This is a genomic window from Streptomyces sp. NPDC092369, from assembly GCF_044755245.1.
Lineage (GTDB): Bacteria > Actinomycetota > Actinomycetes > Streptomycetales > Streptomycetaceae > Streptomyces.
Window position 1 is genome coordinate 1,028,639 of the sequence record NZ_JBIVQP010000003.1, and the last position, 25,526, is coordinate 1,054,164.

The 25,526-nt window shown below is 70.4% G+C and carries 25 protein-coding genes; 13 read left to right on the forward strand and 12 right to left on the reverse strand.

From position 1 onward, the window contains the following. Position 1: 1 nt before the first annotated feature. Together ACIQI8_RS21570 and ACIQI8_RS21575 are read right to left on the reverse strand one after the other, a co-directional pair. Positions 2–2,335 (reverse strand): glycosyltransferase, encoded by a 2,334-nt coding sequence (locus ACIQI8_RS21570; protein WP_402352834.1) that lies wholly within the window; start codon positions 2,333–2,335, stop codon positions 2–4. Beyond that, the gene (locus ACIQI8_RS21575; protein ID WP_402352837.1) at positions 2,332–3,741 is read right to left on the reverse strand and encodes a glycosyltransferase family 29 protein; all 1,410 of its coding nucleotides are present in this window, start codon (positions 3,739–3,741) and stop codon (positions 2,332–2,334) included. Before ACIQI8_RS21575 ends, ACIQI8_RS21570 begins: the two co-directional genes overlap by 4 nt. 263 nt (positions 3,742–4,004) lie before the next feature. On the opposite strand from ACIQI8_RS21575, the gene ACIQI8_RS21580 reads away from it, so the two are divergent. After that, entirely contained in the window at positions 4,005–5,096 is a 1,092-nt protein-coding gene (locus tag ACIQI8_RS21580) for an acyltransferase family protein (protein ID WP_402354088.1), read from the forward strand. Between the two features lie 37 nt (positions 5,097–5,133). Here the strand turns inward: ACIQI8_RS21580 and ACIQI8_RS21585 are convergent, their stop codons facing one another. Then, the gene (locus ACIQI8_RS21585; RefSeq protein WP_402352840.1) at positions 5,134–5,787 is read right to left on the reverse strand and encodes a TetR/AcrR family transcriptional regulator; all 654 of its coding nucleotides are present in this window, start codon (positions 5,785–5,787) and stop codon (positions 5,134–5,136) included. A 79-nt stretch (positions 5,788–5,866) separates the two neighbouring features. On the opposite strand from ACIQI8_RS21585, the gene ACIQI8_RS21590 reads away from it, so the two are divergent. Continuing rightward, positions 5,867–7,327 carry an FAD-dependent oxidoreductase gene (locus ACIQI8_RS21590; protein ID WP_402352843.1) on the forward strand — a complete coding sequence of 487 codons (1,461 nt, stop codon included), beginning with the start codon at positions 5,867–5,869 and terminating at the stop codon, positions 7,325–7,327. Positions 7,328–7,358: 31 nt separating this feature from the next. Here the strand turns inward: ACIQI8_RS21590 and leuE are convergent, their stop codons facing one another. Then, positions 7,359–8,009 carry a leucine efflux protein LeuE gene (gene leuE, locus ACIQI8_RS21595; RefSeq protein WP_402352846.1) on the reverse strand — a complete coding sequence of 217 codons (651 nt, stop codon included), beginning with the start codon at positions 8,007–8,009 and terminating at the stop codon, positions 7,359–7,361. A gap of 30 nt (positions 8,010–8,039) precedes the next feature. Next, positions 8,040–8,621 (reverse strand): Uma2 family endonuclease, encoded by a 582-nt coding sequence (locus tag ACIQI8_RS21600; RefSeq protein ID WP_402352849.1) that lies wholly within the window; start codon positions 8,619–8,621, stop codon positions 8,040–8,042. Positions 8,622–8,761: 140 nt separating this feature from the next. Between ACIQI8_RS21600 and ACIQI8_RS21605 the strand changes: the two genes are divergently transcribed. Further along, the gene (locus tag ACIQI8_RS21605) at positions 8,762–9,601 is read left to right on the forward strand and encodes a L,D-transpeptidase family protein (protein WP_402352852.1); all 840 of its coding nucleotides are present in this window, start codon (positions 8,762–8,764) and stop codon (positions 9,599–9,601) included. 203 nt (positions 9,602–9,804) lie between these two features. Here ACIQI8_RS21605 and ACIQI8_RS21610 read toward each other — a convergent pair whose 3' ends face one another. From ACIQI8_RS21610 to ACIQI8_RS21625, 4 genes are all read right to left on the reverse strand, one after another. Then, entirely contained in the window at positions 9,805–10,884 is a 1,080-nt protein-coding gene (locus ACIQI8_RS21610) for a hypothetical protein (protein WP_402352855.1), read from the reverse strand. Beyond that, complete coding sequence (locus ACIQI8_RS21615; RefSeq protein WP_402352858.1) at positions 10,884–11,546, reverse strand: RNA polymerase sigma factor; 663 nt, start codon at positions 11,544–11,546, stop codon at positions 10,884–10,886. Before ACIQI8_RS21615 ends, ACIQI8_RS21610 begins: the two co-directional genes overlap by 1 nt. A gap of 361 nt (positions 11,547–11,907) precedes the next feature. Next, complete coding sequence (locus tag ACIQI8_RS21620) at positions 11,908–12,096, reverse strand: hypothetical protein (RefSeq protein WP_402352861.1); 189 nt, start codon at positions 12,094–12,096, stop codon at positions 11,908–11,910. A 46-nt stretch (positions 12,097–12,142) separates the two neighbouring features. Further along, positions 12,143–12,787 (reverse strand): RNA polymerase sigma factor, encoded by a 645-nt coding sequence (locus tag ACIQI8_RS21625; protein ID WP_402352864.1) that lies wholly within the window; start codon positions 12,785–12,787, stop codon positions 12,143–12,145. A 282-nt stretch (positions 12,788–13,069) separates the two neighbouring features. Here ACIQI8_RS21625 and ACIQI8_RS21630 point away from each other — a divergent pair, with 282 nt between their 5' ends. Continuing rightward, positions 13,070–15,214 carry a peptidoglycan recognition protein gene (locus ACIQI8_RS21630; protein WP_402352867.1) on the forward strand — a complete coding sequence of 715 codons (2,145 nt, stop codon included), beginning with the start codon at positions 13,070–13,072 and terminating at the stop codon, positions 15,212–15,214. Here ACIQI8_RS21630 and ACIQI8_RS21635 read toward each other — a convergent pair. The 3 genes from ACIQI8_RS21635 to ACIQI8_RS21645 form a co-directional block, all read right to left on the reverse strand. Next, on the reverse strand, positions 15,207–16,685 hold the full coding sequence (locus ACIQI8_RS21635) for an MFS transporter (RefSeq protein WP_402352870.1): 1,479 nt from the start codon (positions 16,683–16,685) through the stop codon (positions 15,207–15,209). The two genes, ACIQI8_RS21630 and ACIQI8_RS21635, sit on opposite strands and share 8 nt — an antisense overlap. Before the next feature lie 111 nt (positions 16,686–16,796). Beyond that, positions 16,797–17,300, reverse strand: a complete 504-nt coding sequence (locus ACIQI8_RS21640; protein ID WP_402352873.1) for a hypothetical protein — start codon at positions 17,298–17,300, stop codon at positions 16,797–16,799. An 83-nt stretch (positions 17,301–17,383) separates the two neighbouring features. Continuing rightward, the gene (locus tag ACIQI8_RS21645; RefSeq protein WP_402352876.1) at positions 17,384–19,045 is read right to left on the reverse strand and encodes a family 20 glycosylhydrolase; all 1,662 of its coding nucleotides are present in this window, start codon (positions 19,043–19,045) and stop codon (positions 17,384–17,386) included. 191 nt (positions 19,046–19,236) lie between these two features. Here ACIQI8_RS21645 and ACIQI8_RS21650 point away from each other — a divergent pair, with 191 nt between their 5' ends. The 9 genes from ACIQI8_RS21650 to ACIQI8_RS21690 all read left to right on the forward strand — a co-directional run bounded on the left by ACIQI8_RS21650 (position 19,237) and on the right by ACIQI8_RS21690 (position 25,523). After that, positions 19,237–19,785 carry a 2-oxo-4-hydroxy-4-carboxy-5-ureidoimidazoline decarboxylase gene (locus tag ACIQI8_RS21650; RefSeq protein ID WP_402352879.1) on the forward strand — a complete coding sequence of 183 codons (549 nt, stop codon included), beginning with the start codon at positions 19,237–19,239 and terminating at the stop codon, positions 19,783–19,785. Positions 19,786–19,975: 190 nt separating this feature from the next. Continuing rightward, a complete protein-coding gene (gene sdhC, locus ACIQI8_RS21655) occupies positions 19,976–20,356 on the forward strand; it encodes a succinate dehydrogenase, cytochrome b556 subunit (protein WP_402352882.1) in 381 nt (126 codons plus the stop codon). 5 nt (positions 20,357–20,361) lie between these two features. Beyond that, entirely contained in the window at positions 20,362–20,844 is a 483-nt protein-coding gene (locus ACIQI8_RS21660; protein WP_402352885.1) for a succinate dehydrogenase hydrophobic membrane anchor subunit, read from the forward strand. A 31-nt stretch (positions 20,845–20,875) separates the two neighbouring features. Then, a complete protein-coding gene (sdhA, locus tag ACIQI8_RS21665; protein WP_402352888.1) occupies positions 20,876–22,630 on the forward strand; it encodes a succinate dehydrogenase flavoprotein subunit in 1,755 nt (584 codons plus the stop codon). Further along, complete coding sequence (locus ACIQI8_RS21670) at positions 22,630–23,409, forward strand: succinate dehydrogenase iron-sulfur subunit (protein WP_359603142.1); 780 nt, start codon at positions 22,630–22,632, stop codon at positions 23,407–23,409. The genes sdhA and ACIQI8_RS21670 overlap by 1 nt, the downstream gene beginning before the upstream one ends. A 126-nt stretch (positions 23,410–23,535) precedes the next feature. Then, positions 23,536–24,030: a hypothetical protein gene (locus ACIQI8_RS21675; protein WP_402352891.1), complete on the forward strand. Its 495-nt coding sequence runs from the start codon at positions 23,536–23,538 to the stop codon at positions 24,028–24,030. A gap of 51 nt (positions 24,031–24,081) precedes the next feature. Then, entirely contained in the window at positions 24,082–24,492 is a 411-nt protein-coding gene (locus ACIQI8_RS21680; RefSeq protein ID WP_402352893.1) for a VOC family protein, read from the forward strand. Positions 24,493–24,585: 93 nt separating this feature from the next. Beyond that, complete coding sequence (locus ACIQI8_RS21685) at positions 24,586–24,993, forward strand: hypothetical protein (protein WP_402352896.1); 408 nt, start codon at positions 24,586–24,588, stop codon at positions 24,991–24,993. Then, the gene (locus tag ACIQI8_RS21690; RefSeq protein ID WP_402352899.1) at positions 24,990–25,523 is read left to right on the forward strand and encodes a thiol-disulfide oxidoreductase DCC family protein; all 534 of its coding nucleotides are present in this window, start codon (positions 24,990–24,992) and stop codon (positions 25,521–25,523) included. Before ACIQI8_RS21685 ends, ACIQI8_RS21690 begins: the two co-directional genes overlap by 4 nt. Positions 25,524–25,526: the final 3 nt, after the last annotated feature.

Genomic DNA, 25,526 nt, shown 5'->3' on the forward strand with positions numbered 1-25,526 from the left:
CTCAGCCGCCCAGGATGACCCGCAGGTCGGCGGCGTTCGCCTCGGTCGCCTTCCACAGTTCCTGCTGGCGGCCGTGGACGTCGGCGACCGTCTTGTCGTGGTCGGCGAGGAGGTCCCTGGAGCGCTCCACCAGACGGGCCGCGAGGTGGCGGTCGTGGACGGAGACGCCCCACTCGGGGCGCTCGATGTCCCGCAGGAAGTACGCCATCTTGGGGTGCGAGATCAGGCTGATGATGGGCGTGCCGACGCCGAACGGGATCATGCCCGCGTGGCCGCGCATGCCGATCACCAGCTTGGTGCGGGCGTAGAGATCGAGGATCTCCTTGTTCTCGAAGTCGTACATCGGGATGACGGGCATCGAGATGCCGTGCTCGCGGCGCAGGTCGAAGACGATCTTCTCGTCGTCGAGCGAGTGGGCCACGCACCGGACCTCGGCGAGCTCGCCCAAGTCCCGTACGGCCTTGGCCATTTGGGCCAGGAAGTACGCGTAGTCGTGGCCGAAGCGCAGACCCGCGCGGTCGTAGGCCGCGTTGATCAGGATGGTGTCGTCGCGCCGCGCCGGGTCCTGCCAGCCCGGCACCAGCTGACGGGTGACCGTCGTCGGGCAGGGCTGGAAGCGGATCTTGTCGTGCAGGTGGGCCGGGACCATCGCCCGGACCTTCTCGATCGAGCCGTGGTTGCGCAGGCCGAAGAAGCTGGACTTCTCGACCAGCAGGCGCAGCGAGTCCCGGAAGCGGTTGGCCCGGTAGGACTGGCCGTCGAACGCGTTGAAGCCCACGGCGAAGACGGCGATCGGCACGTCGATGGCGGCGAGGTGCTCGTCCGGGACGTTCCACTGCCAGGCGCTGTTGCCGTTGGGCATGGTGTCCGGGATGAACAGACCGCCGCCGCCGATGACCAGGCCCCGGCGCTTGTTGACGCGCTCCAGGGCCGCCTTGTCGAACAGGCGGTGGGCGTGGACGGAGTGCCAGCGCCGGGAGGTGGTGTCCGGCCCGAAGGCCGAACGGACGCTCTCCGGAAGGAGCTTGTCGCCCGCGTTGCCCTGCCGGTCCATGTAGAACGCGACGTGCGCCAACTGGTCCTCGGGCGCGCCCTGTTCCTGGGCCGGCACGGAGGCCGCGCGCTGCGCCCACAGGCGGCTGGAGCGGTGGGTCGGGTCGACGGCGATGCCGGCCGTGGCGTACTTCAGCGCATTGGCGTTGTCGCCGTGCACCCAGGCCATCTGGGCGAGCCGGGCGTAGGAGGTGGCGGCCCGGTTGGGGGCGGCGGTGGCCAGCAGCAGCTGGGCCTTGGCCTCCTCGTAGCGGGAGACGCTCATCAGGGCGTGGCCGAAGACCTCGTGCGGCCAGGCCTCGTCCAGCGGTATGTGGACGCCGGAGAGGACGTCGACGGCGTCCTGGTAGTCGCCGTTGCCTATGTGCGCGGCGGCGACCTTGCGGGCGACCTCGACATCGCCGGTGCGGGCGACGTGCGGGGTGCCGTAGTGCACGAGCAGGTCGTGGTGCAGGCCGCCGGGGGCCTCCATGTACGCGGCGTGGAACTCGGCGTCGGTCAGCTCGAACTCGCGCCAGCGCGCCTCCGCCTGGCTGTAGCCGGCCTCGCCGCCCTGCCAGGGCTTGTGGCGCCCGGTGAAGTGCAGGATCGCGGTGTCCTCGGGGACCGGGAGGTCGCCGGACAGCCGCCGCTTGACGAAGTTGTAGCGCGGGTCGAGGCGGACGAAGTCGCCGTTCAGGACCGAGTTGAGGATGCCCTGGTCGTGCTTGTCCAGCTCGTAGTCGCCGGAGCGGCCGCAGCGGTCCAGGCGGGCGCAGAACTCGTCGCTCAGGTACTCCTTCTGGATCACCAGCAGACCGGAGTTGAGCTTGTGCTGCCCGTAGAAGAACTGCGGGACGGCCGCCAACCCCTCGCGCAGTTCCAGGAGTTCGCTCAGGCTGCCCAGGACGACCATGTCCGTGTCGAGTGTGATGACGGTGTCGTACTCACGGATCCTGAAGACGTCCAGGATGAAGTACGCCTTGCGGACCAGGTAGTTGTCCTGGTCGCCCTTCTGGTACGAGTCGTAGTGGTCGGCGTCGACGCGCCGCATCACGATGCGCGGGTGCAGGGCGCGGATCTGGGCGATCGAGCCGGCCTTGAGGTCGTCGTAGAGGACGACGAAGTCCTCGCACACGCTCGGGTTGGACAGCGCCAGGCTGCGCAGCAGGACGAGGAAGCCGGGCAGGTAGTTCTCGTCGACGAAGCTCGCGAAGGCGATGCGCCGCTTGCCGGTCAGGGCGGCCGCGTCGGTCGACGGGGCCTGGACGGCGGGGGCCCCGGTCAGGGAGGTCGTGGTCATCGCAGGGATATCCTCATGTCGGTCACGCTCTGGGCCCGCTCCATGACCCATGCCTTCTCGCTGGTGTATTCGTGCACGGAGGTGATGGCGAGCTTCATCGCTTCCTGGACGCGGTAGGCGCCGCTCTCGTAGAAGTCGAAGCCGATCAGGTCGAGCTTCGGGCTGACGTCGAGGAAGTCCAGCAGGTACAGCATGTTGAAGCCGGTGGTCGGGATGCCCGACCAGACGTCCGTGCTGAGCTTGCCGATGTTCCGCACCGGCCAGCGCAGCGACTCGTCGCCGAGGTAGGTCTGGGCGCCGGGCACCAGGCGGTTGCGCAGCGAGTACTTCCAGTCGCCGGAGATGCCGCCGAAGACCAGGCGCGTGGAGACCTGCTTGTCCCAGTTGAAGCCGTGCTTGTGGATCGTGGCGTGGATGTCCGTCCTGCTGCCGGTGTTCCTCGGGTCGATCCGGTACGAGTTGAAGCGCACGACGAGGTCGTACGCGTCGATCTCGCTGCCCATCGAACTGGCGCCCACGCGGCCGGAGTTGGCGATCAGCGCGATCGACTTGCCGGCGATCAGGTTGCGGAACTCGCCGAGGCTGATCCACTCCACACCGCCGACGGTCGGGTCGGCGACCGGTCCGCGCATGCGGGTGCGGCGCTGCTCGGCGTAGAGGGCGAGGGCCTCGGTGAGCGCGGGCAGGTCGACGCCGGGGGCGGTCAGGCGCAGGTCCAGGTACTGACTGAGCAGCTCCTGGCGGTCGTTGACCGGGGCCTCCTCGGCGGTCAGCGTCAGGAGCGCTCCCACCAGGCGGGGTTCGGCCTCGCTCCAGTCGCCGACGGCCTGCGCGGCCAGACCCTCGGCCCACACGTCGGTGGCGGGGCGGCGGGTGAACTCCTCGGCGCGCGGGGTCTGCCGCTTCAGGAGGGCGATCAGCTCGCCCTCCTTCTGGCCGGCCAGGCGCAGTCCCGCGATCCGGTTGCGGACGCCGAAGCCGTCGTCGTCGGTGAGCGAGAGGTACTTCTCGTACGCCTCCAGGGCCTCGGTCTCGTCGCCGATCGCCTCCAGGAGACGGGCGCGCAGACGCCAGCCTGCGCGGGAGTTCTTGCGCTGGGCCAGGACGGTGTCGCTGATGACCAGGGCGAGGTTGAGCTCGTCGTCGTAACCGGCCTCAAGTGCCTTGTTGGCTACGGCGAGCAGGGCGTCGAGCACCTCGTTCGGGATGCCGCCCGTGGGTGCCGCGGCGCCCTTCACCGCGCGCTTGAGCAGCGCGGTGGCGCCGCCGGCGGGCGCGGGCGCGGGGGCCGCCACAGAGGTGGTGCCCCACACGACGAGCAGCTTGCGCAGCTGCTCGGCGAGTTCCACGCGCTTGCGGTCGATGCTGCCGACGAGTTTTCCGCTGTGCGCGGCACACGCGCGCAAGCAGTCGTCCAGCTCCCCTCCACGTACACGTGCGCGTCTGTTCTGGACCCTCGTCATGGCGCTCCTGGGTATTTGCCAAGCCAATGCGGTGAAAACTGAGTCGTTCGCCGGGTTTACCACGGCGTAGGGGGATGCTGGAAAAATTAGGAAGCAAAAGCGACGTTCAGGTGAACTGATGGAAGCCGGAGGACGAATCGTTGGGCCGTCGACCAAGCTTTCGCCACGATTCGGACTATTGGCGCCGACTCCCCCATAGAGAGCTTCTGATCGAAAGACCGCCCGCGGAATCCGAGGTCAAAGCCCCGGAGCCCAGGCTGCGGTCGCTGGACGGACTGCGGCTGCTCGCCGCCCTGATGGTGGCGGGCTACCACTACGGCGGCCGCGACGGCGAGGTCGCCCGCGCGTGGGGAAGTTCCCCACGCGAGCAGTTCCCCACATTGCATTCGTATTTCGCGTACGGCTGTCTCGGTGTGCAGGTCTTCTTCGTGATCAGCGGGTTCGTGATCTGCATGAGCGGATGGGGACGCCCGGTGAAATCCTTCTTCGCGTCCCGTGCCGCGCGACTGCTGCCCGCCTATTGGGCGGCCATCGTACTCGTGACGGCTGTGTTCACTCTCCCGGTGGTCGCCTATGAGGCGGTCTCGCCGAGCGACGCGCTGGTCAACCTGACGATGCTTCAACAGCCGCTGGGTGTGGAGCGGGTGCTCGGGGTGTGCTGGACGCTGTGGGCGGAGGTCCGCTTCTACGCGCTGTTCGCGCTGCTGGTCGTGGTCCCCGGGGCCAACCGCCGCCGGGTGCTGCTCTTCTGCGCGGGCTGGATGGCGGCTGCGGCGATCGCCCGGGGTGCGCACGAACCGCTGCTCGACATCGTCGTGATGCCCGAGTACGCGCCGTTCTTCGTCGGCGGTGTCGGCCTCTACCTGGTCCACCGCGACCGGCGGGACGTCTACGCGTGGTCGGTGGTGGCCGTGGGCTGGCTGATCGGGCAGCACGAGGCGGTGGCGGCGCTGTGGCGCCCGGCGAGCACGGACGCGTTCGCCCATCGCACCATGTTCGGCATCGTCCTGGTGGTGACGCTGGGCTTCGCGGCGGTCGCGGCGATCGCGCTGGGCCGCCTAGGCTGGGCGAACTGGCCCTGGCTGACGACGGCGGGCGCCCTGACCTACCCCTTCTACCTGGTCCACGAGCACCTGGGCTGGCCGGTCATCCACATGCTGCACGCGGTCCTCGGCCTGCCCGCGCGCATGACGCTCACTCTCACGGTGGCGGGCCTGCTGGGCCTGGCCTGGCTCATCCACCGGTTCGTGGAGCGTCCGTTCGGGCCCCGCCTGAAGCGGGTACTGGCGTCGGCGTGAGGGACGGCGAGGCGGGCGGCAGCGCCGGTGGCGCGGCTCAGCCCGACGGGCGGTAGCAGGCCTCGATGCCCATGAGGACCAGTTGCAGGCCCTCCTCGAACTGCCGGTCGTAGTCCTCGAAGATCTCCGCGCCGGCCGCGGCCGACAGCGGGAACTCGGCCAGCAGCCGGGCCCGTTCCTCGACGTCGTAGCCCGCGCGCCGTTCCTCGGGCAGCGGCTTGACGCCCTGCTCCTCGATGACGAAGCCGATCGTGTACGCGTTCGCCGTGGCCGCCGCGCGGACCGACTGGGCGAGGGTGAAGCCGGCGGCTCGGAACACCCGCAGGTTGTCCTCCATCTCGCGGCCGTGCTCGGTGCCGGTGAAGCGGGAGCCGCTGAAGACCCGCGCGCCGTCGCGGTAGCCGAGCAGGGCCGCACGCAGCCCGCGGTTGGCCTTGAGCAGCCTCTCCCGCCAGGTGTCCGCGGGATCCAGGGCCGTCCCCGCCACCATCCGTCGGTACATCTCGGTCGCCATCTCGTCCAGCAGCGCCTGCTTGTCCTTGAAGTGCCAGTACAGCGCGGGCGCCTTGACGTCCAGTTCCCTGGCGATGGCACGGAGGGTCAGGCCCTCCAGACCGGCCTCGTTCAGCAGCTTCAGGGCGGTGTCCGCGACTCGCTTGCGGTCGAGGGGCGCACGTCGTTCCGTACTCACGCTGGACAGCTTGACACCTTAACAGCGTTAAGGGCACGCTTGCGAGCAACGGAACTTAACAGCGTTAAGGAGATGGATCATGAGTGCCAACGGACCGTCGGCGGACCTGGCAACGGTGGACGTACTGATCGTCGGCGCGGGCCCGACCGGCCTCGCCCTCGGGATCGACCTCGCCCGGCGCGGGGTGGACGCGCTGATCGTGGAGCGCGGCGAGGGGCTGGCCCGCGGCTCGCGCGGCAAGGGCATCCAGCCGCGCACGATGGAGGTCTTCGAGGATCTCGGCGTGCTGGAGGCGATCCTCGCGGCCGGCGGCGAGTACCCGGTCGGGATGATCTGGCAGGACGGGAAGCAGGTCGGCGAGCACCGGATGTTCGACCCGGCCGAGGACGCCGAGGAGAACACGCGGTTCACCGGACCGTGGATGGTCCCGCAGTGGCGGACGCAGGAAATCCTGTTCGCGCGGCTGACGGAACTGGGCGGGCGGGTGGAGTTCGGCCGGGAGGCCGTCTCGCTCGACGAGTCCCCCGACCGGCGGGGCGACGGCGTGACCGTCCGCTTCGCCGCCGGCGACCCGGTCCGCGCGCGGTACGTGGTCGCGGCCGACGGGGGCCGCTCGGCGGTGCGCAGGAGCCTCGCGATCGGCATGGCCGGCGAGACCGTCGACCCCAACCCGATGCTGGTGGCGGACGTCAGGATCGCCGGCCTGGGCCGGGACTTCTGGCACGTCTTCCCGCCGCACGGCGACGAGGGCTTCCTCGCGATCTGCCCGCTCGCCGGTACGGAGGACTTCCAGGTCGTCGCCCAGTTCCCGGAGGGCACACCTGTCGACACCTCGCTCGACGGCGTCCGCAAGGTCGTCGCCGCCCGCTCCCACCTCGCCCCCGAGGACGTGATGGAACTGCGCTGGTCCTCGAACTTCCAGCCCCGCGCCGCCCTGGCCGACCGCTTCCGCGCCGGACGCGTCTTCCTCGCCGGCGACGCGGCGCACGTCCACTCCCCGGCCGGCGGTCAGGGCCTCAACACCAGCGTCCAGGACGCCTACAACCTGGGCTGGAAGCTGGGCGCGGTGCTGCGCGGGAGCGCGCCCGAACGGCTCCTCGACACGTACGAGGAGGAGCGGCGCCCCATCGCCGCCCAGGTACTGGGCCTGTCGACGGGCGTCCACCGGGGTGAGGTGAAGCGCGGCAAGGCGACCCGCCAACTGGGGCTCGGCTACTGGAAGTCGTCGCTGACGGCGGACACGCGGACGGCCCCGGAGCGGGTGCGCGCGGGCGACCGGGCGCCGGACGTGACCGTGGCGGGTGCCCGCCTCTTCGACGCCTTCCAGGGCCCGCACTGGACCCTGCTGGCGCTCGGCACGGACCTCGGCGCGGACGTGCCGGCGTCGCTCCCCGAGACGGTACGAGTGGTCCACGCGGCCGCCGAAGAGACGTACGGCCCGGGCCTGTTCCTGGTCCGCCCCGACGGTTACGTCGGCTGGGCGGGCACGTCGGTCACCGGGCTGCCGGAGTACCTCGCGGGCTTCGGCGAACGCCCGTGACCGCCTATACGGCCGGCCCGACCTGTGTGATCTACACGCCCCCGGCCAGCGACAGCTTCACCGCGAAGCCGAGGAACAGCGCGCCGGCCGCCGAAGTCGCCGTCGCCGAGAGCCGCTTGCGGCGACGGAAGGCAGCGGCCAGTTTGGTGCCGCTGAATATCAGCGCGCTGAGGTAGAGGAAGCTGGCGATCTGGGCCAGGGTGCCGAGGACGACGAAGGAGACGGCCGGGTAGGCGTACCCCGGGTCGACGAACTGCACGAAGAAGGCGACGAAGAACAGGATCGCCTTGGGGTTGAAGAGGCTGACGACCAAGGCCCGCCGATAGGGCCGCTCGTCGGCCGCGGCGACGGGCGCCTCCTCGACGGCCCGCTCCCGCCGGGTCCGCCACATCGCCCACGCGGTCCGCAGCATCCCGATGGCGAGCCAGGTCAGATAGCCGGCCCCCGCGTACTTCACGATCCCGAACAGCACGGCGTTCGCCTGCAACAGCGAGGCGACCCCGGCCGCGGAGAGGGTCATCAGCACGGCGTCCCCGCACCACACCCCGGCAGCGGCGGTGTACCCGGCGCGCACACCTTTACGGGCGGCGACCGAGAGAACGTAGAGCGAGTTGGGACCGGGCAGCAGGACGATCAGGACGAGGCCCGCCAGATAGGTGGGAAGGTCGATGACACCGAACATGCAGACGAGTGTCGCATGGGGGTACGACAGTCAGTCGTCGCCGTCCAGAAGGGTGTCCACGGAGAGGTCGAGGGCGACGCCGACGGACTCCGGGACGGGGACGGTCTGGCCCCGCTCGTAGCGCTCGGGAGCCGGGTACTTGCCGTTGACCGGGTCCTTGTAGAGCAGGATCTCGTCGTGCTTGCGGTCGGCCACGAGGTAGACGGGGATGCCGGCCTCGGCGTAGCACTCGACCTTGGGGCCGAGGTCGTCGGACCAGTTCGACGAGGTGATCTCGGCGACCAGCCGGAAGACGTTCGGGGCATAGCAGTTCTTCTGGACGTGTGCGTCCCGGAAGTCCTCGTCGACGACGGAGAAGTCGGGGATCGCGAAGTCGGCGGGCAGCGTGGGCAGCCAGAGGCCGATGCCCTGGACGTACTCGTATCCTGCCTCCACGATCCCGGCCCGGTCGAAAGCCCTGCCCAGCTTCGTCAACGACAGTGCATGCGAGCCGTCCGGCGGCGGTGTCACAGTGAGCCTCCCCTGGAGAATCTCCACGCGGTGCCCAGGCAGTGCACGGGAGAGCAGGTCGGCGGCTTCGCTCAACGTCAGCTCGTGTTGCAGTACAGCCACGGCATCCTCCTTTTCGGGGGCCACTCTCCACGAGCGTAACCGCCGCCGTGCGTCTTCCGCCTTCGATCACCCGAACGAAGGAATTCCGCAGGTCAGAGCCCCCTGTTCGCAACCCCCCGCCCGGGGGCAGACTACGGGGCATGGGGAGAACGATCGTCACGACGGCGGCACTCGTGGCCCTGGCGGCCGTGTACGGCTGCACCGTGCAGGGCGCGGACGGCAAGGGTGACTCGCCGGTGCACATCTCGCTGCCGAGCAGCGCTCCCCCGACGAAGAAGTCGGCGGACGGGAAGCCGAGCGGGTCGTCCTCCCCTTCCTCGACTCCCGCCAAGCGGACCGGGCCCGCGCCCGCCGTCCTGTGGTCCCGTGGGGACAGTGGGCGCGATGTGCGGGAGCTGCAGGCCCGGTTGCATCAGGTGCAGTGGCTGTTCGACGGGCCGACGGGGTCCTACGACGATCTGACGGAGCGGGCGGTCAAGGGCTTCCAGGGCAAGCGCGGGCTGCCGAAGACGGGCGAGACGGACACCGTCACCTGGCAGCGGCTGGTGAAGATGACGCACGAGCCGGGGAAGTGGGACCTGTACCTCAAGGGCGGGCAGCCCGCCGGCGCGCCCGATCCGCGGTGTCTGACCGGCCGGGTGCTGTGCATCGACAAGACCAGCCGGACCCTGCGCTGGATGATCGACGGACGCACGGTGTCCACGATGGCGGTCCGCTTCGGCGCGACCGGCACGCCCACCCGGGACGGCGTCTTCCACGTCTACTGGAAGTCCCGCGACCACTACTCGACGCTGTACGACTCCCCGATGCCGTACGCGATGTTCTTCAGCGGCGGCCAGGCCGTGCACTACTCGTACGACTTCTCGGCCCGCGGCTACGCGGGCGGCTCGCACGGCTGTGTCAACGTCCGCGACGAGGCGGCGATCGCGAGTCTGTACGCGCAGGTGCGCAACGGCGACAAGGTCGTCGTGTACTGGTGAGGCGCGGGGCGTGAGCTGTGCGGGGCGCGGACGGGACCGGGGGAACGTGTCCCGCCCGCGCCGAGTTGCACGAGCCGAAGGTACGGGGGGAACCCCGGCTCTGTGCGACGGCCGATGACCAGTCGGCTCATTGAGTACTGCGCCATCCCGGCCGAAAACGTCACACCTCGCGGCAAGAGATTCGGAAACCGCAGGTCAGAGCTTTACAGTGCGCTGTACGTCGGATCCGGCGCCGGAGTGGGCGCGGCGGGCGCCGTCAGCCGCGTCGGCACCAGGGGCCGGACGGCGCCCGATCCGCCGGGGCCGCCGCTCTGTCCGGTACCGCCGAACCCTCCCGCGCCGCCGGGCGCCATGTGGTTGCCGTCGTCGGCACCGCCCAGGTCATCGCCCTTGCCGCCCTGGGAACCCTGGTCACCCGGGCCGCTGTGCCCACCGGGCCCGATGTCGTTCCTGCCGTCGCCCTTGCCGTCGCCCTTGCCCTTGCCCTTGTCGTCGCTGTCCTTGGCGGTGGACCCGGCGTCGCCGAGCGCGTTCTTGCAGTACCGCCACACGCGGCCGCCCCCGACACCGCCCGCCGCGTGCACCAGGGCCCGTCTGCGCTCGGCGCTCAGCTTCTTGCCGTCCCGCAGATCACGGCAGGCAGCCGGGCCGCCGCTCCACCGGCCGCCGTCCTTGCCGCCGGCGCGGTCGTCGGAGCCGGGCGCGACCGTGGCACCGGGACCCGCCGGGTCCGAGGCGGTGGGACCGCCGGTGGGTCCGTCGGGCGTGGGGTGGCCGGGCAGCAGGCCCTTCGCCGAGGGAGAGGCGTGCGGCCGGTCCGGCGACGCGGCCGCCGTGACGGAGGAGACGGGGCTCGGGCCGCCGCCACCGAACGGCGTCGGCAGGATCCCGGAGGTGGCTGCCACCGCGACCCCGCCGAGCATGCCGGCGGCCAGCACGGCGGTCAGCCCGAAGCGCACGGGCCGCCAGCGGGAGAGGCGGGCGTCCGGACCGGGGCCGCCGATCCGCACGAGCCCGGCGTCGGAGGACCGGCCGCGGGTGGGCGACCCGACCACGGCCGCACCGGACCGGTCGGCCCGCGCGGTGCGGAAGGCGGCCAACGCGGCGGCCTCGCCCGGGAGTTCGGGCCCGGGCGGGATGACGTCGGCGCAGAGCGCGCCGAGGGTTTTGGCGAGCCGTTCGGCTTCGTCCCGGGAGGTGGCGTCGACAGCGTCCAGTGGCTCTCCGCGCAGCAGCATCTCCGCTGTTTCGGGGTCCAGCCACCTGTACTGCTCGTCGGCCATCACATGTCCTTCTGCGTCCGCGGACGCGTATGCGTCACACTCGCGGACGTCACCGCACGGTCTTCGGGTTCTCGCTGGTGCGGCATCGCGTCGAGCGCACCCGCGGATTCCGCATCGTCGGCGAGCAACTCTGCCAGGCGTTTCAGACCCCGGTGCGCCGCCGTGCGGACGGCTCCCGGCCGCTTGCCGAGCGTCTCGGCCACGGTCTTGGCGTCGAGGCCCACCACCACGCGCAGCACGACCGCCTCGGCCTGGTCCTGCGGGAGGCGGGCGATCAGCGAGAGGGTGCGGTCGGTGGCCAGCGCCTCGATGGCCTCGCCCGCGGTGTCGGACTCGGCGGCCCTGCCGGTGAGTTCCGTTTCGTCGCCGCCTATGGCCGGACGGCGACCGCGCATGCGGATGTGGTCCAGGGCGCGGTTGCGCGCTATCCGGGCGGCCCAACCGCGGAAACGGTCCGCGTCACCGCTGAACCGCTCCAGGTCACGGGCGATCTGCAGCCAGGCCTCGGACGCGACGTCCTCGGCGTCCAGGTCACCGACCAGTGTCCGGACGTACCCGAGCAGCCGCGGGTGCACCGCTCGGTACACAGTCCGGAACGCGGTCTCGTTCCCGTCCTGTGCCGCAAGCACCGCGGTGGTCAGCTCCGCGTCGTCCCCCAGCACCCGTCATCCTCGATCGATGGTCTGCCGATGGTTGCGGCGATTGTTCGACATCCGCGCCCGGCGCGAAAGGCACGTTACGACCTGAAACCGCTGCTCGTCCATGTCCGTACAAGCTGCAACCATCTTGTGAGGTCGTGGGTGTGACAGAAACCGCACTCATGGCGCTGTAGCAAGTACGGGTCGCCGCGCGGCCCGTGCCGCGCGACGGCCGGGGCCTCTCCTGTGGGGGGTGGCGGCCCCGGCCGTTGCTTCGGTGGGAGCGCTCCGCCACCTCCCGTCTGCGCCTTTCCCGGCCGATTCGCCGACTGGCCGAAATCATTCGCACACGCGGGTGATCACCTTCATCGGCACCCGCGGGTGGTCACCCGGCCCGCCAGTCGTCCCGCCGCCGGGTCGGTGCCCGGTGCGTGCCCGCGTCCCGTGCGGCCCGGAACGCGTCCACCGCCTGCCGCTCCCCCTCGGGATCCAGCACCCCGTCCCGGATGGCGCCGGCGAACAGCACTTCCACGACCGGGCCGTCGGTGCGGCCGCCCTCGTGCCGTTCACCCATGTCCCCGCCCCATCCGTGTCCTACGGCCGGCCCCGGCTGTCGTCGTTCACGTCGACTCCCCCAGCGTGTGCGGGTCCCCGTTCGTCACACCCTCGGCGCCGAGGCGCCGCGCGAGCGAGCGCAGACCCCGGTGCGCGGCCGTACGCACCGCGCCGGGGCGCTTGCCGAGGACGCGCGCGGCGGCGGGCCCGTCGAGACCGACGACGACCCGGAGCAGCACGGCCTCGGCCTGGTCGGGCGGCAGCGTGCGGACCAGCGCCAGGGCGCGCTCGGTGGACAGCGCCTCCAAGGCCTGGTCGTCGGTGGCATGCGGTCCTGGCAGCTCCAGTACGTCCTGTTCGAGCGCGGTCGGCCGGGGCCGCACCCGCTGCCGGCGCAGGTGGTCCAGGGCCCGGTGCCGGGCGATGGTCGCCGTCCAGCCGCGGAAGCCCGCGCCGTCGCCCTTGAACCGCCCGAGGTCCCGGGCGATCTCCAGCCAGGCGTCGGCGGCCACGTCCTCGGCCTCGTCGCCCACGATGCCGCGGAGATAGCCGAGCAGTCCCGGCTGCACCAGCCGGTAGGCGACCGCGAAGGCGGCCTCGTCGCCCTGCTGGGCGCGCGCGACGGACGCGCCCAGTTCCCCGTCGTACACCTGCACGCGGCGGGGTTCCCCTCCCTGGCCCGACACTGCCCTGACAGAAGGCGCGGACACTGTTGAATCGTTCACGTCTTCACGGTCAACAGCGCCAGGTCGCACAGAAGTGTCACAGCTCGTCGGCTGCCCCAACTGCCCAGAGCCATCAGGTGACTTGCATCACTGTCGGCCGATCCCCCGTGACGTTTGCCGCCCGGCGACCGCTGAATGGTCTGGAGCACCCGTGTGACGGGTGTGTTTTCTGTGACTTTCTTCTGACTTCTGTGGCCTTCGGGCCTTCTTCGGGGTGGGGAACACGTGGTGAGTCGTCGTACGTCCCATGCGTACAGACCGCTGAGCATGAAGCGCCGGGCCTGGCTGACCCTGGGCGCCGTGGTGCTGGGCGGCGGGGGCCTGGCGTCCTACGCCATCGCCAGCCCGTCGGCCGAGGGCGCGGCGGACGGCCAGGCCAAGCGGCCGGCCAAGGTGTACGACCTGACGCTGGAGAACACCGCGACCGGCAAGCGGGAACTGGCGCGCACGGAGACCAAGCAGTTCTCGCTGCTGGGCGTCTCCTGGACGGGCGCGACCAAGGACCTGGACGGCACGGCCCAGGTCCGCACCCGCAGCACCGACACCGGCGCGTGGACGGCCTGGCAGGACCTGGAGACGAACGTCGACCCGGTCGAGGACCCCGAGGAGCGCGCCGGGGCCCGGGGCGCGTCGGAGCCCCTGTGGGTGGGCCCCTCGGACGGCGTGCAGGCGCAGGTCGTCCACGAGGACGGCAGCACAAGTTCCGGACTGCCCAAGGGACTTGAGGTCAACCTGGTGGACCCGGGCGTGGTGACGCCCGCGGAGCAGAAGGCCGAGCCGGCCGCGTTCGTCGCGGACGCGAGCCCCTCCGCGACCGTGACCACCACGGCGTCGCCGACGACCACCGCGACCCCGACCGCCACCCCCTCGGCCACGCCGACCGCGCCGCCGTCCACCGTGCCCGAGCCGCCGATCACCACGCGGGCCGGCTGGGGCGCGGACGAGTCGATCAGCAAGGACCCGTCGGAGTACAACCCCGACGTGAAGGCCGTGTTCGTGCACCACACGGACGGCTCCAACGACTACTCGTGCGCCGACTCGGCGGCCATCGTCCGGGGCATCTACGAGTACCACGTGAAGACCAACGGCTGGAACGACATCGGCTACAACTTCCTGGTCGACAAGTGCGGCACGATCTTCGAGGGCCGCAAGGGCGGCGTCGACCTGCCGGTGCTCGGCGCCCACACCTACGGCTGGAACCGCGAGTCCACCGGCATCGCCGTGCTCGGCAACTACACCACAGCCGAAGCCAGCGGCGCGGTCCTGACATCGGTCGCCCGCATCGCGGCCTGGAAGCTCGGCCAGTACGGCGCCGACCCGGCCGGGACGGTGCAGTTGACGGCGGGCGCGACGCAACCCAACTACGCCGGTACGAAGTTCACCGCCGGCACCGCCTACTCCTTCAACCGGATCTCCGCGCACCGCGACGGCTATCTCACCGAGTGCCCGGGCGGTGCCCTCTACGCCCAGCTGCCGGCCATCCGCACCCAGGCGGCCGGTCCGGTGCAGGACCTGAAGACCGGCACGGTGACCGGCGCGGGCAAGTCGGGCTCCACGTACTACACCAAGGGCGCCGTCACGGTGAACTGGTCGACCAGCACGCCCACTTCACTCATCTCGAAGTTCGATCTGCTGGTCGACGGCAAGGTGGTCGCCACCACCGCCGGTACGGCCACCTCCGCCGAGACCACGCTCGCCGCGGGCAGTCACAAGGTGACCGTGCGGGCCACGCACCAGTCGGGCAGGACGACGACCACGGCCGCGCTCGCCTTCGTCGCGGACACGACCGCGCCGACCTTCACCACCGCCCCGAAGCTCACCCTGCGCACCGGCACGGTCAGCACCACCGCCGTCCCGGTCACCCTCGGCTGGAAGGCCACCGACGCGCAGGCCCTGAAGTCGGTCGACCTGCTGACCCCGGCGACGGCCACCCTGGGCCTGACCGCGACGACGTCCAGCCGCACCGCCAAGCCCGGCTCCGCGTCCGTCTGGTCGATGCGGGCGACCGACTACGCGGGCAACACCCGCACGTCCTCGCCGTCCTTCACGCCGCTGATCCTCCAGGAGACCTCGGCGACGAAGACCGGCACCTGGACCAGCCGTTCGTCCACCAGCTACCTCGGTGGGAAGTCGTACTCAAGCGGTTCGAAGAACGCGAGCCTGACCTGGACGTTCACCGGCCGCTCGGCGTCCTGGGTGGTCTCGCGGGCGTCGACCTCGGGACAGGCGTACGTGTACGTCGACGGCGTCAAGGCGGCGACCGTGGACCTGAAGTCGGCCACCACCAGCTACCGCCAGGCGATCTGGACGAAGAGCTGGTCCGCCAGCGCCAAGCACACGGTCAAGGTCGTCGTGGTGGGCACCAGCGGCCGCCCGACGATCACGATGGACGGCCTGGTGTACATCAAGTAGCCACGTCCTCCAGCGACTTGGGCGCCTGCTCCCCCCGACCACCCTGGGGAGTGGGCGCCCTTTCCGCGTTCACGACCACGCCGGCGATCAGCGCGCCCAGCAGCAGCGCGCCCATCGCCCACCAGGTGGCCACGTTGAAGCCGTGCACGGAGGCCTTCGCCGCCAACTCCCGGGCGTCGACGCCCGGTCCGGCGTGGGCCGTCAGATAGCGCGCCGTCACCGTCGCGGCGATCGTGTTCAGCAGCGCCGTACCGATCGAACCGCCCACCTGCTGGGCGGTGTTGAAGGTGGCGGAGGCGGCACCGGCGTCCCGGGGGGCGACGCTGCCGGTGGCCAGGGACAGGGACGTCATCATCGCGGTGCCCATGCCGAGGCCGAGCATCAGCATCCCGGGCAGGATGTGGGAGGCATACGCCGGTTCCACGCCCACCTGGGCGATCAGCGCGAGTGCGCCGGCCGCGATGAGCAGCCCCGGCACGATCAGCACGCGCGGCGGCACCTTGTTCAGCAGCCGGGCGGCGATCTGGGTCGAGCCGATGACCATCCCGACGGTGATGGGCAGATAGGCGACACCGGTCTTCACGGGCGAGTACCCGAGCACGCCCTGCATGTAGTAGGTCAGGAAGAGGAACGTGCCGAACATGCCGATGGTCACCAGCAGCACGGTCAGGAACGCGCCCACCCGCTGCCGGTCCTTGACCACCGACATCGGCAGCAGGGGCACCCGCGCCCGGGTCTGCCAGAAACCGAACGCGCCGAGCAGCACGACCCCGCCGCCGAGCAGCCCGAGCACCAGCCCGTCGCTCCAACTCCTGGACTCCGCCTCGGAGAAGCCGTAGACGAGGGAGAGCATCCCGGCCGAGCCGAGCAGCGCGCCCGGCACGTCGAGGTGGGCGTCCGGGTGGCGTTCGCCGGGCTGGAGCAGCGTCAGCGCGCCCGCGAACGCGACCAGCGCGATGGGGACGTTGACGTACAGGCACCAGCGCCAGTCGAGGTACTCGGTGAGGAAGCCGCCCGCGAGCAGACCGACCGCGGCGCCGGCGCCGATGATGGCGCCGAAGATGCCGAAGGCCTTGCCGCGGTCCTTGGGATCGGTGAAGGTCGTCGCGAGCAGCGACAGCGCGGAGGGCGCGAGCAGCGCGGCGAAGACGCCCTGCAGGGCGCGCGCCCCGAACAGCATCCCGGAGTTGGCGGCGGCCCCGCCCAGCGCGGACGCGGCCGCGAAGCCGAGCAGCCCGATCATGAACGTGTTGCGCCGCCCGGCGAGGTCGGCGACCCGGCCGCCGAGCAGCAGCAGCCCCCCGAACGCCAGGGTGTACGCGGTGATCACCCACTGCCGGTTCCCGTCCGACATGTGCAGCGCGGCCTGGGCGGAGGGCAGGGCGATGTTGACGATGGTCATGTCGAGAACGACCATCAACTGGGCTAGGGCGATGACTACCAGCGCCCACCAACGACGATTGTCGGCCATGCGGCCATAGTGCTCCCGCCGCCCAACTTTGGGAACGGTCGCGTCTCTTATTACGGTCTTTTTGCCGAGCCGGTGCGGGGTCGTCGTGGGGTCGTGGTGGCTCGGCTCGGGTCAGAGCGGCACGACACCCAGCCGGTCCAGCAGCCGGAAGAAGAGGTTCTCGGCGAGCGGATCGGGGTCGGCGGTCAGTACGTCGATCAGTGGCTCGTCGGGCACGTCGTATCCGGCCTCGGCGGCCCAGGCGACGGCCCGGTCGGCGGCGTCGCGGGGGTCCAGGAAGTAGTCCTCCACGGTGAGCCCGTCGTCGCCCGCGCCGAGGTACCCGGCCATCGCGGCCCGCGCCAGACAGGTGGTCCACGCCCCGCTCTCGGGCCCCGCCGCCTCGACGACCACGGCCGTGCTGTCCATGACGTACCCGAAGAGGGCGGGCGCGCCGGTCTCCCGGGCCAGCACGTTCATGCTGCCGACCTCGCCGTCGCCGCTCGGGTACTCCCACACCTGCCAGCCCTCGGGCGCCGACTCCCGCAGCACCATGCCCTCGGCGTCGGCCAGCGCGTCCAGTTCGGCCAGCGGCCGCTCGCTGCGGCCCACGACGTAGTACCCCCAGTAGCCCATGTCCCGTTCCCCCACGGTCTCTCGGCTTCGGCTCGCGCCGAACACACCACAGCCGTACGTCTGTTGGCAGCCCTATCCTGGGATCACCCCAGCTTGTCGGCAAGGGCCCTGAACTGCGTCCAGGACCGGGCCGGCCGCCGCGGGTCCCACAGTTTCTGGACCGTGGCCCGCAGCGGCATCCTGATGCCGGCCGCGACCTGTTCCTGCGTCTGGGAGTTGGCGAGGTCGCACCAGACGGCGAACGATCCGCCGAGGATCTGACCGTCGTACTTCGAGGGCACCGCCTGCGTGCCGCGCACGACGAGCGGGGTCCACCGCTCGTAGATCCGCTGCCCGGTCGGATAGACGAAGGTGTTCGGTTCGCCGAGGACGTAGTAGAGGAACTCGTCGTTGTAGTTGACGACCTTCCGTCCGGCGCTCAGGTACTCCACCGGCAGCCGCGCCCCGATCTCCTTGCCCGTCCAGTACCCGACCCGCAGGTCCTTGGCCGCCGCCACGGACGTACCGGCGAAGAAGCCGTCGTTCCACGCGCGCATCGTGCGGTCGTGGGCGCGGACGGTGTCGGCGCGGTCGTTGAGCCAGCCGGTGGTCAGGTCGGCGACGGTCGCGCCGGAGCCGTAGGCCTCGCGAGCGGCGGTGGCGAGCTGCGGATAGGAGGCGGCGGGACTGGAGACGGTCAGGGCCTGGTACTCGTCGCCGCCGAGGTTCCACTGCCCGCCGGGGAAGAGCCCGGCGTACTCGTTCAGCAGGTCGTCGACGATCTCGGCGGCGGCCGGCTTGGAGATGTCGACGGCCCCGCGCGTGGCGACGCCCCGCGTGTTGCGCAGCTGGAGGTCGGGGTGCGCGGCGATGACCGCGCCCAGGTGTCCGGGCGAGTCGATCTCGGGCACGACGGTGATGTGCCGGCTCGCGGCGAGTTCGACGATCCTCGTGACCTCGGCCTTGGTCAGATGGTCCTTGGACACGATCTCGGGATGGCTGTCGGAGGCGATCCGAAAGCCCTGGTCGTCGGAGAAGTGCAGCCCCAGCTCGTTGAACTTCAGGTCCCCCAGCTCCCGCACCCGGTCCTCGATCCAGGCCGCGGTGAAGGGCTTGCGCGCGATGTCCAGCATGAACCCGCGCACCTGCTTGGCCGGCTCGTCCCGCACGACCCCCTCGGGCGCGGTGCCGCCGCCGTGCACCTCCTGCTTGAGCGTCCGCGTCCCGTAGAACACGCCCGAGTCCGCGGGCCCGCTGATGTTCACCCGACCACCGCGCACGGTCATGGCGTACGACTCAGGATCGGCCCCTTCGTCGTCGTTCAGCGCAAGCCGTACGTCCCCGGCGCGCACGTCGTCCTGTTCGCCTGCGTACGTCAGCCCCAGCTCACCGGCGATCAGGCGCCCCTCGTCGGCCAGTTCGGCATCGCCCACGACCACGCGCTCACCGCGCGCCGGACGCCAGCCCGGACCCCGGGCGGCGGTGTGGGAACGTACGGCGGGAATCGTCCTCGGGGCCTGCGAGAGGGCGTACGAGCGGGTCGGTGTCGGCGTGGGGCTCGACCTCCCGGACGCGCTGGGCGTCAGGCCCGACCTGGCGTCGGAGGGCTGCTGCGTGCGCTCCGCCCCGACCGGCCCGCTCTCGTCGCCGGAGGCCCAGAAACCGAGGCCGACCCCGAGCGCGACCGTCCCGGCGAACGCGCCCGCGACGATGATCCGCCTGTGCTTGACCTTCTGCGCCGGAGGCCGGCGCCTGTGCTGGCTCACAGCGCCAACCTAAGTCCCCTCGGGGGCGCGAGGTGTCCACCACACGTTCCGAAACTCTCCCGTGCGGGTGAAATTCGGGCATCCGTCGGACACGTCACGCGCTCGCTCGATAACGTGACGACACACCTTTCACAGTTTGCGCTGCTGTCCCAGCTTCCCTCGCTTCCTCTGCCGAAACTGCCGAAACCCACGTGACGCCCACACACCTTCCTGGCCGAGTCGGCATACCGGCGCTGCCCACCGTCCTGGACGCCTTCAACGGCGCCCCGCTCGACGACGCCCGCGCCCTCCTCCTGACCTGCCTGCGCAGCCACCGCTGGGCGGACCGAGTGGCGGCCCATCGCCCGTACCCGGACGTCGACGCCCTGCTGGCCGCATCGGACGAGGCGGCGTACGACCTCTCGTCGGCGGACCTGTCGGAGGCCCTGGCCGCGGAAACGCTGCCCACGCTGCCCGACGACACGTACTCGGCCGCCCACACGGCTCTGAGCGCGGCCCAGGCCGCGTACGAGGCCCGCTTCGGCCACGCCTTCGTCATCTACCTGGGCGACACCCCGCCGCGCCAGTGCCTGGACCACATCCTCGAAGGCATCCGGTCACGTTTGACAAACGATCCGGAGGAGGAACGGGCGGTAGCGGCGGAAGAACTCCGGCGCCTGGCAAAGAAACGGCTCCTGGAGGCTCTCAGGGGCGCGGGGAACTGCGCGACCAGCCACAAACAACCCGCACCCGGCACATAAGAGAACCAACCACCCCGGAAGCCGCAATGCTCACCCATACGCGTGCCACTTTGATCACACAGGTAGGCCCGGCGTAAGCCGAGCGGCAGCGCGTCGCTACGATGCTGGGGGCCGGTGGACCGTACCCGGCCGGGCCCGACCGACAGCACAAGCCGGCGCGGCCCCAATCCCCGCTCCCGGAGGGACTTCCGTGCCGGCTGGAACGCTGTACCGCGGCCGGGAAGGAATGTGGTCCTGGGTGGCTCATCGAGTCACCGGCGTCCTCATCTTCTTCTTCCTGTTCGTTCACGTGCTGGACACCGCTCTCGTCCGTGTCTCCCCCGAGGACTACGACAACGTCGTAGCCACGTACAAGACCCCGCTCGTCGCGTGCCTGGAGTACGGCCTCGTCGCCGCCATCCTCTTCCACGCGCTCAACGGCCTGCGCGTCATCGCCGTCGACTTCTGGTCGAAGGGCCCGCGCTACCAGAAGCAGATGCTCTGGTCCGTCGTGGGCATCTGGGTCGTGCTCATGCTCGGGGCGATCTACCCCGTCCTCGGCCACGCCGCTCGTGAACTGTTCGGGAGCTGACACCGATGGCCACCACTGAATCCACCGCCTCCGGTGTCGGCCCCATCGAGGGCGAGTCCCTCTTCAACGTCGACAACCCCGCGCCTCTCATCGAGGCCCCGCGCCAGCGCACCAAGAAGACCCCCAAGTCCACCCGGGGCAACTTCGAGATGTACGGCTGGCTCTTCATGCGCCTGTCCGGCGTGGTGCTGGTCGTCCTGGTCCTGGGCCACCTGCTGATCCAGCTGGTCCTCGACGGCGGCGTCTCCAAGATCGGCTTCGCCTTCGTGGCCGGCCGCTGGGCCTCGCCGTTCTGGCAGGTCTGGGATCTGCTGATGCTGTGGCTGGCGATGCTGCACGGGGCCAACGGCCTGCGCACGGTCATCAACGACTACGCGGAGCGCGCGAACACCCGGCTGTGGCTCAAGGGCCTGCTCTACACCGCCACGGTGTTCACCATCCTGCTGGGCACGCTGGTGATCTTCACCTTCGACCCGAACATCCGCTAGGCCGCCGGGCTGAGGGACTGAGGAATTCCTGATGAAGATCCACAAGTACGACACCGTCATCGTGGGCGCGGGTGGCGCCGGTATGCGCGCCGCCATCGAGTCGACGAAGCGCAGCCGCACCGCGGTCCTGACGAAGCTCTACCCCACCCGCTCCCACACGGGCGCCGCGCAGGGCGGTATGGCCGCCGCGCTGGCCAACGTGGAGGAGGACAACTGGGAGTGGCACACCTTCGACACGGTCAAGGGCGGTGACTACCTGGTCGACCAGGACGCCGCCGAGATCCTGGCGAAGGAGGCCATCGACTCGGTCCTCGACCTGGAGAAGATGGGTCTGCCGTTCAACCGGACGCCCGAGGGCACGATCGACCAGCGCCGCTTCGGCGGTCACAGCCGCAACCACGGCGAGGCGCCGGTCCGCCGGTCCTGCTACGCGGCCGACCGCACCGGCCACATGATCCTCCAGACGCTTTACCAGAACTGCGTCAAGGAGGGCGTGGAGTTCTTCAACGAGTTCTACGTCCTCGACCAGCTGATCACCGAGGTCGACGGCGTCAAGCGCTCGGCCGGCGTGGTCGCGTACGAGCTGGCCACCGGCGAGATCCACGTCTTCCAGGCGAAGGCGGTCATCTACGCGTCCGGCGGCACCGGCAAGTTCTTCAAGGTGACGTCGAACGCGCACACGCTGACCGGTGACGGCCAGGCCGCGGTCTATCGTCGCGGGCTGCCGCTGGAGGACATGGAGTTCTTCCAGTTCCACCCGACCGGCATCTGGCGCATGGGCATCCTCCTGACGGAGGGCGCCCGCGGTGAGGGCGGCATCCTCCGCAACAAGGACGGCGAGCGCTTCATGGAGAAGTACGCGCCGGTGATGAAGGACCTGGCAAGCCGGGACGTGGTCTCGCGCTCGATCTACACGGAGATCCGGGAGGGCCGCGGCTGTGGCCCCGAGGGTGACCACGTGTACCTCGACCTCACGCACCTGCCGCCGGAGCAGCTGGACGCGAAGCTGCCCGACATCACGGAGTTCGCGCGGACGTACCTGGGCATCGAGCCGTACACGGACCCGATCCCGATCCAGCCCACCGCGCACTACGCGATGGGCGGCATCCCGACGAACGTCGAGGGTGAGGTGCTGTCCGACAACACGACGGTGGTCCCGGGCCTGTACGCGGCCGGCGAGGTCGCGTGCGTGTCGGTCCACGGCGCCAACCGCCTGGGCACGAACAGCCTCCTGGACATCAACGTGTTCGGGCGCAGGGCGGGCATCGCGGCGGCGGAGTACAGCCAGAAGGCGTCCTACGTCGAACTGCCGGAGAACCCGGCGCAGCAGGTGATCGACCAGGTCGAGCACCTGCGTGCGTCCACCGGCACCGAGCGCGTGGCGGTCCTGCGGCGCGAGCTGCAGGAGTGCATGGACGCGAACGTCATGGTCTTCCGCACCGAGCAGACGATCAAGACGGCGGTCGAGAAGATCGCGGAGCTGCGCGAGCGCTACCGGAACGTGTCGATCCAGGACAAGGGCCGCCGCTTCAACACGGACCTGCTGGAGGCGATCGAGCTCGGCAACCTGCTCGACCTCGCCGAGGTCATGGCGGTCTCCGCCCTCGCCCGCAAGGAGTCCCGCGGCGGTCACTACCGCGAGGACTACCCCAACCGCGACGACGTCAACTTCATGCGCCACACCATGGCGTACCGCGAGGTCGGCGACGACGGCACCGAGTCCATCCGTCTCGACTACAAGCCGGTCGTCCAGACCCGCTACCAGCCGATGGAGCGTAAGTACTGATGGCTACCCCTGTTCTGGACAAGGCGGAAGCGGCCGGCCAGCCCGAGCCCGGCTTCGCCGACTCCCCCTACATCACGGTCACCTTCCGCATCCGCCGCTTCAACTCCGAGGTCTCGGCGGAAGCGACGTGGGAAGACTTCCAGCTGGAGATCGACCCCAAGGAGCGCGTCCTCGACGGCCTCCACAAGATCAAGTGGGACATCGACGGCACGCTGACCTTCCGCCGCTCATGCGCGCACGGCATCTGCGGTTCGGACGCGATGCGGATCAACGGCAAGAACCGTCTCGCCTGCAAGACCCTGATCAAGGACCTCAACCCCGAGAAGCCGATCACGGTCGAGCCGATCAAGGGTCTGACGGTCCTGAAGGACCTGGTCGTCGACATGGACCCGTTCTTCCAGGCGTACCGGGACGTGATGCCGTTCCTGATCACCAAGGACACGAACGAGCCCACGCGCGAGCGCCTGCAGTCGGCCGAGGACCGCGAACGCTTCGACGACACCACGAAGTGCATCCTGTGCGCGGCCTGCACGAGCTCCTGCCCGGTCTTCTGGAACGACGGCCAGTACTTCGGCCCGGCCGCCATCGTCAACGCCCACCGCTTCATCTTCGACTCGCGCGACGAGGCGGGCGAACAACGCCTGGAGATCCTCAACGACCGCGACGGCGTATGGCGTTGCCGCACCACCTTCAACTGCACGGACGCCTGCCCCCGAGGCATCGAGGTCACGAAGGCGATCCAGGAAGTGAAGAGGGCGCTGATCACTCGGCGGTTCTGACCGAGCATCGACAGCACCTCAGGGCCGTTCCTCCCGGAGTCGGGGGGAACGGCCCTTCCGCTGGCAGGACGGCGGACCGACCCAATAGCCTGACGCGACACGGATGGAACAACGGGGGACAACAGCATGAGTGAGCCGAATCCGTACCAGGGCGGGACCCCTCAGTGGGGTCCCGGTCAGCCTCCGACCACGCCGCCGCCCGGCTACGGATATCCGGGGCCCGGCCCGGGGTACGGCTATCCACCGCAGCCGGGGGCCCCGGCGCCCATGGGCGGTGCCCCGCTGGTGTCCATCGGGGACATCACCGTCATGGGCGACCAGATCATCACGCCCGCCGGCGCCCTCCCCCTCCGTGGGGCGGTGTGGAACGCCACCGACATGTCGCACACCGAGGAGAAGATCCCGACGGTCGCCATCGTGCTCGCGATCATCTTCTTCATTTTCTGCCTCCTCGGTCTCTTCTTCCTCCTGATGAAGGAGAAGCGCACCACGGGCTTCATCCAGGTCAGCGTGACGAGCGCGGGCCGGCACCACTCGACGATGATCCCGGCCCTCGGACCGCACACCTTCCCCGCGGTCATGGGGCAGATCAACTACGCCCGCTCGCTGAGCGCCATGTGAAGCGGCTCGCCAATCCCGGCCCCGCGCCGATCATCGCTCTAACCTGACGGCATGTCAGATGAAGAGTCGTACGAACTGCTCGGCTTCGACAACCTCCTTCTCCCCGTCGGGGACCTCGCCGAGGCCGTCGGGTTCTACGAGCGGGCCGGGTTCACCGTCGGGTTCCGGCTCGACGAGGCGGGGATCGCGGTCCTGAAGGTCGGTCAGGAGACGCCCGGGGTGCTGCTGCGGCAGGAGGAGGGGCTCGGGCACCGACCCCCACCGTGGCCCTCGCCGCGCGTGTGGCTGGAGGTGCCGGACGCGCGGAAGGCCGCTCAGCGTCTCGGTGCCGTCGGTGTCGACCTGCTCGACGCACCCTTCTCCGTGGCCACCGGGTGGACCGTCGAGTTCGCCGATCCGTGGGGCAACGTCATCGGGTTCACGGACTACTCGAAGCGGCCGGAGTTGGCGCGGCGGGTGTGACGCAGGTCCCGGTGATGGCTGTTGAACGTGTTCAAAAGGAGGGCTAGAGTCTTCCTGTCAGCGTTTTGAACGCGTTCAAGAAGGGGGAGGCGCATGGACCGCACGGTCGTCGCCTACGTCATCTACCTGGTCGTCAGCATCGGGCTCACTGTGTGGGTGGCGCGAACGCTCAGTCGCAACGGGCGGATCTTCCTCGCGGATGTGCTGCGCGGGAACGAGAAGCTCGCGGAGGCCGTCAATCACCTCCTGGTGGTCGGGTTCTATCTCGTCAACCTCGGGTTCGTCGCGCTCTACCTCAGCGGGGACGGGACCATCGAGGACACCCGGGGGATCTTCGAGGCGCTGTCCACCAAGGTGGGCGTGGTGCTGCTGGTGCTCGGAGTGATGCACCTGGCCAACGTGTTCGTGCTCAACAGGATCCGGCGGCGCGGGGTGCTGGAGCACGAGCAGGTGCCGCCGGTCGGACCGCAGGGCTGGGTCCCGCCGACGGCCGGGGCGTGACGGGGGTGGCCCCGGCCACGGCACCCCGCGACCGGGACGCCCCGCGCGTCCCGGTCCGCGGGCTCACCGTCCTGTACGACGCCGACTGCTCCCTGTGCGCCTTCCTGCGCGACTGGCTCGTACGGCAGTCGCAGCTCGTGCCGCTGGAGTTCGTACCCGCCGCCTCGGAGGACGCCCGGCGGCGCTTTCCCGGGCTCGACCATCGCGCCACCCTCGACGAGATCACCGTCGTCGGCGACCTGGGGCAGGTCTACCTGGGCGCCGCCGCCTGGATCGTCACCCTGTGGGCGCTGCGGGAACACCGGCCGCTGGCCCACCGGTTGAGCACGCCGGCCGGCGCCCGGCTCGCCAGGGGCGCCGTGCTCGCCGCCGCCAAGTGGCGCGGGGCGCAGTGGGGCGCCGGGCGGCCGAACGCCGGGCAGTGGGGCGGCCGGGCGTACCGGCCGGGTGACGGATGGGCGTACGACCCGCGCCAGGGGTGGACGTACACCGCACCGGGCTGCGACAGCGGTGCCTGCGCCACTCGTTAGGCT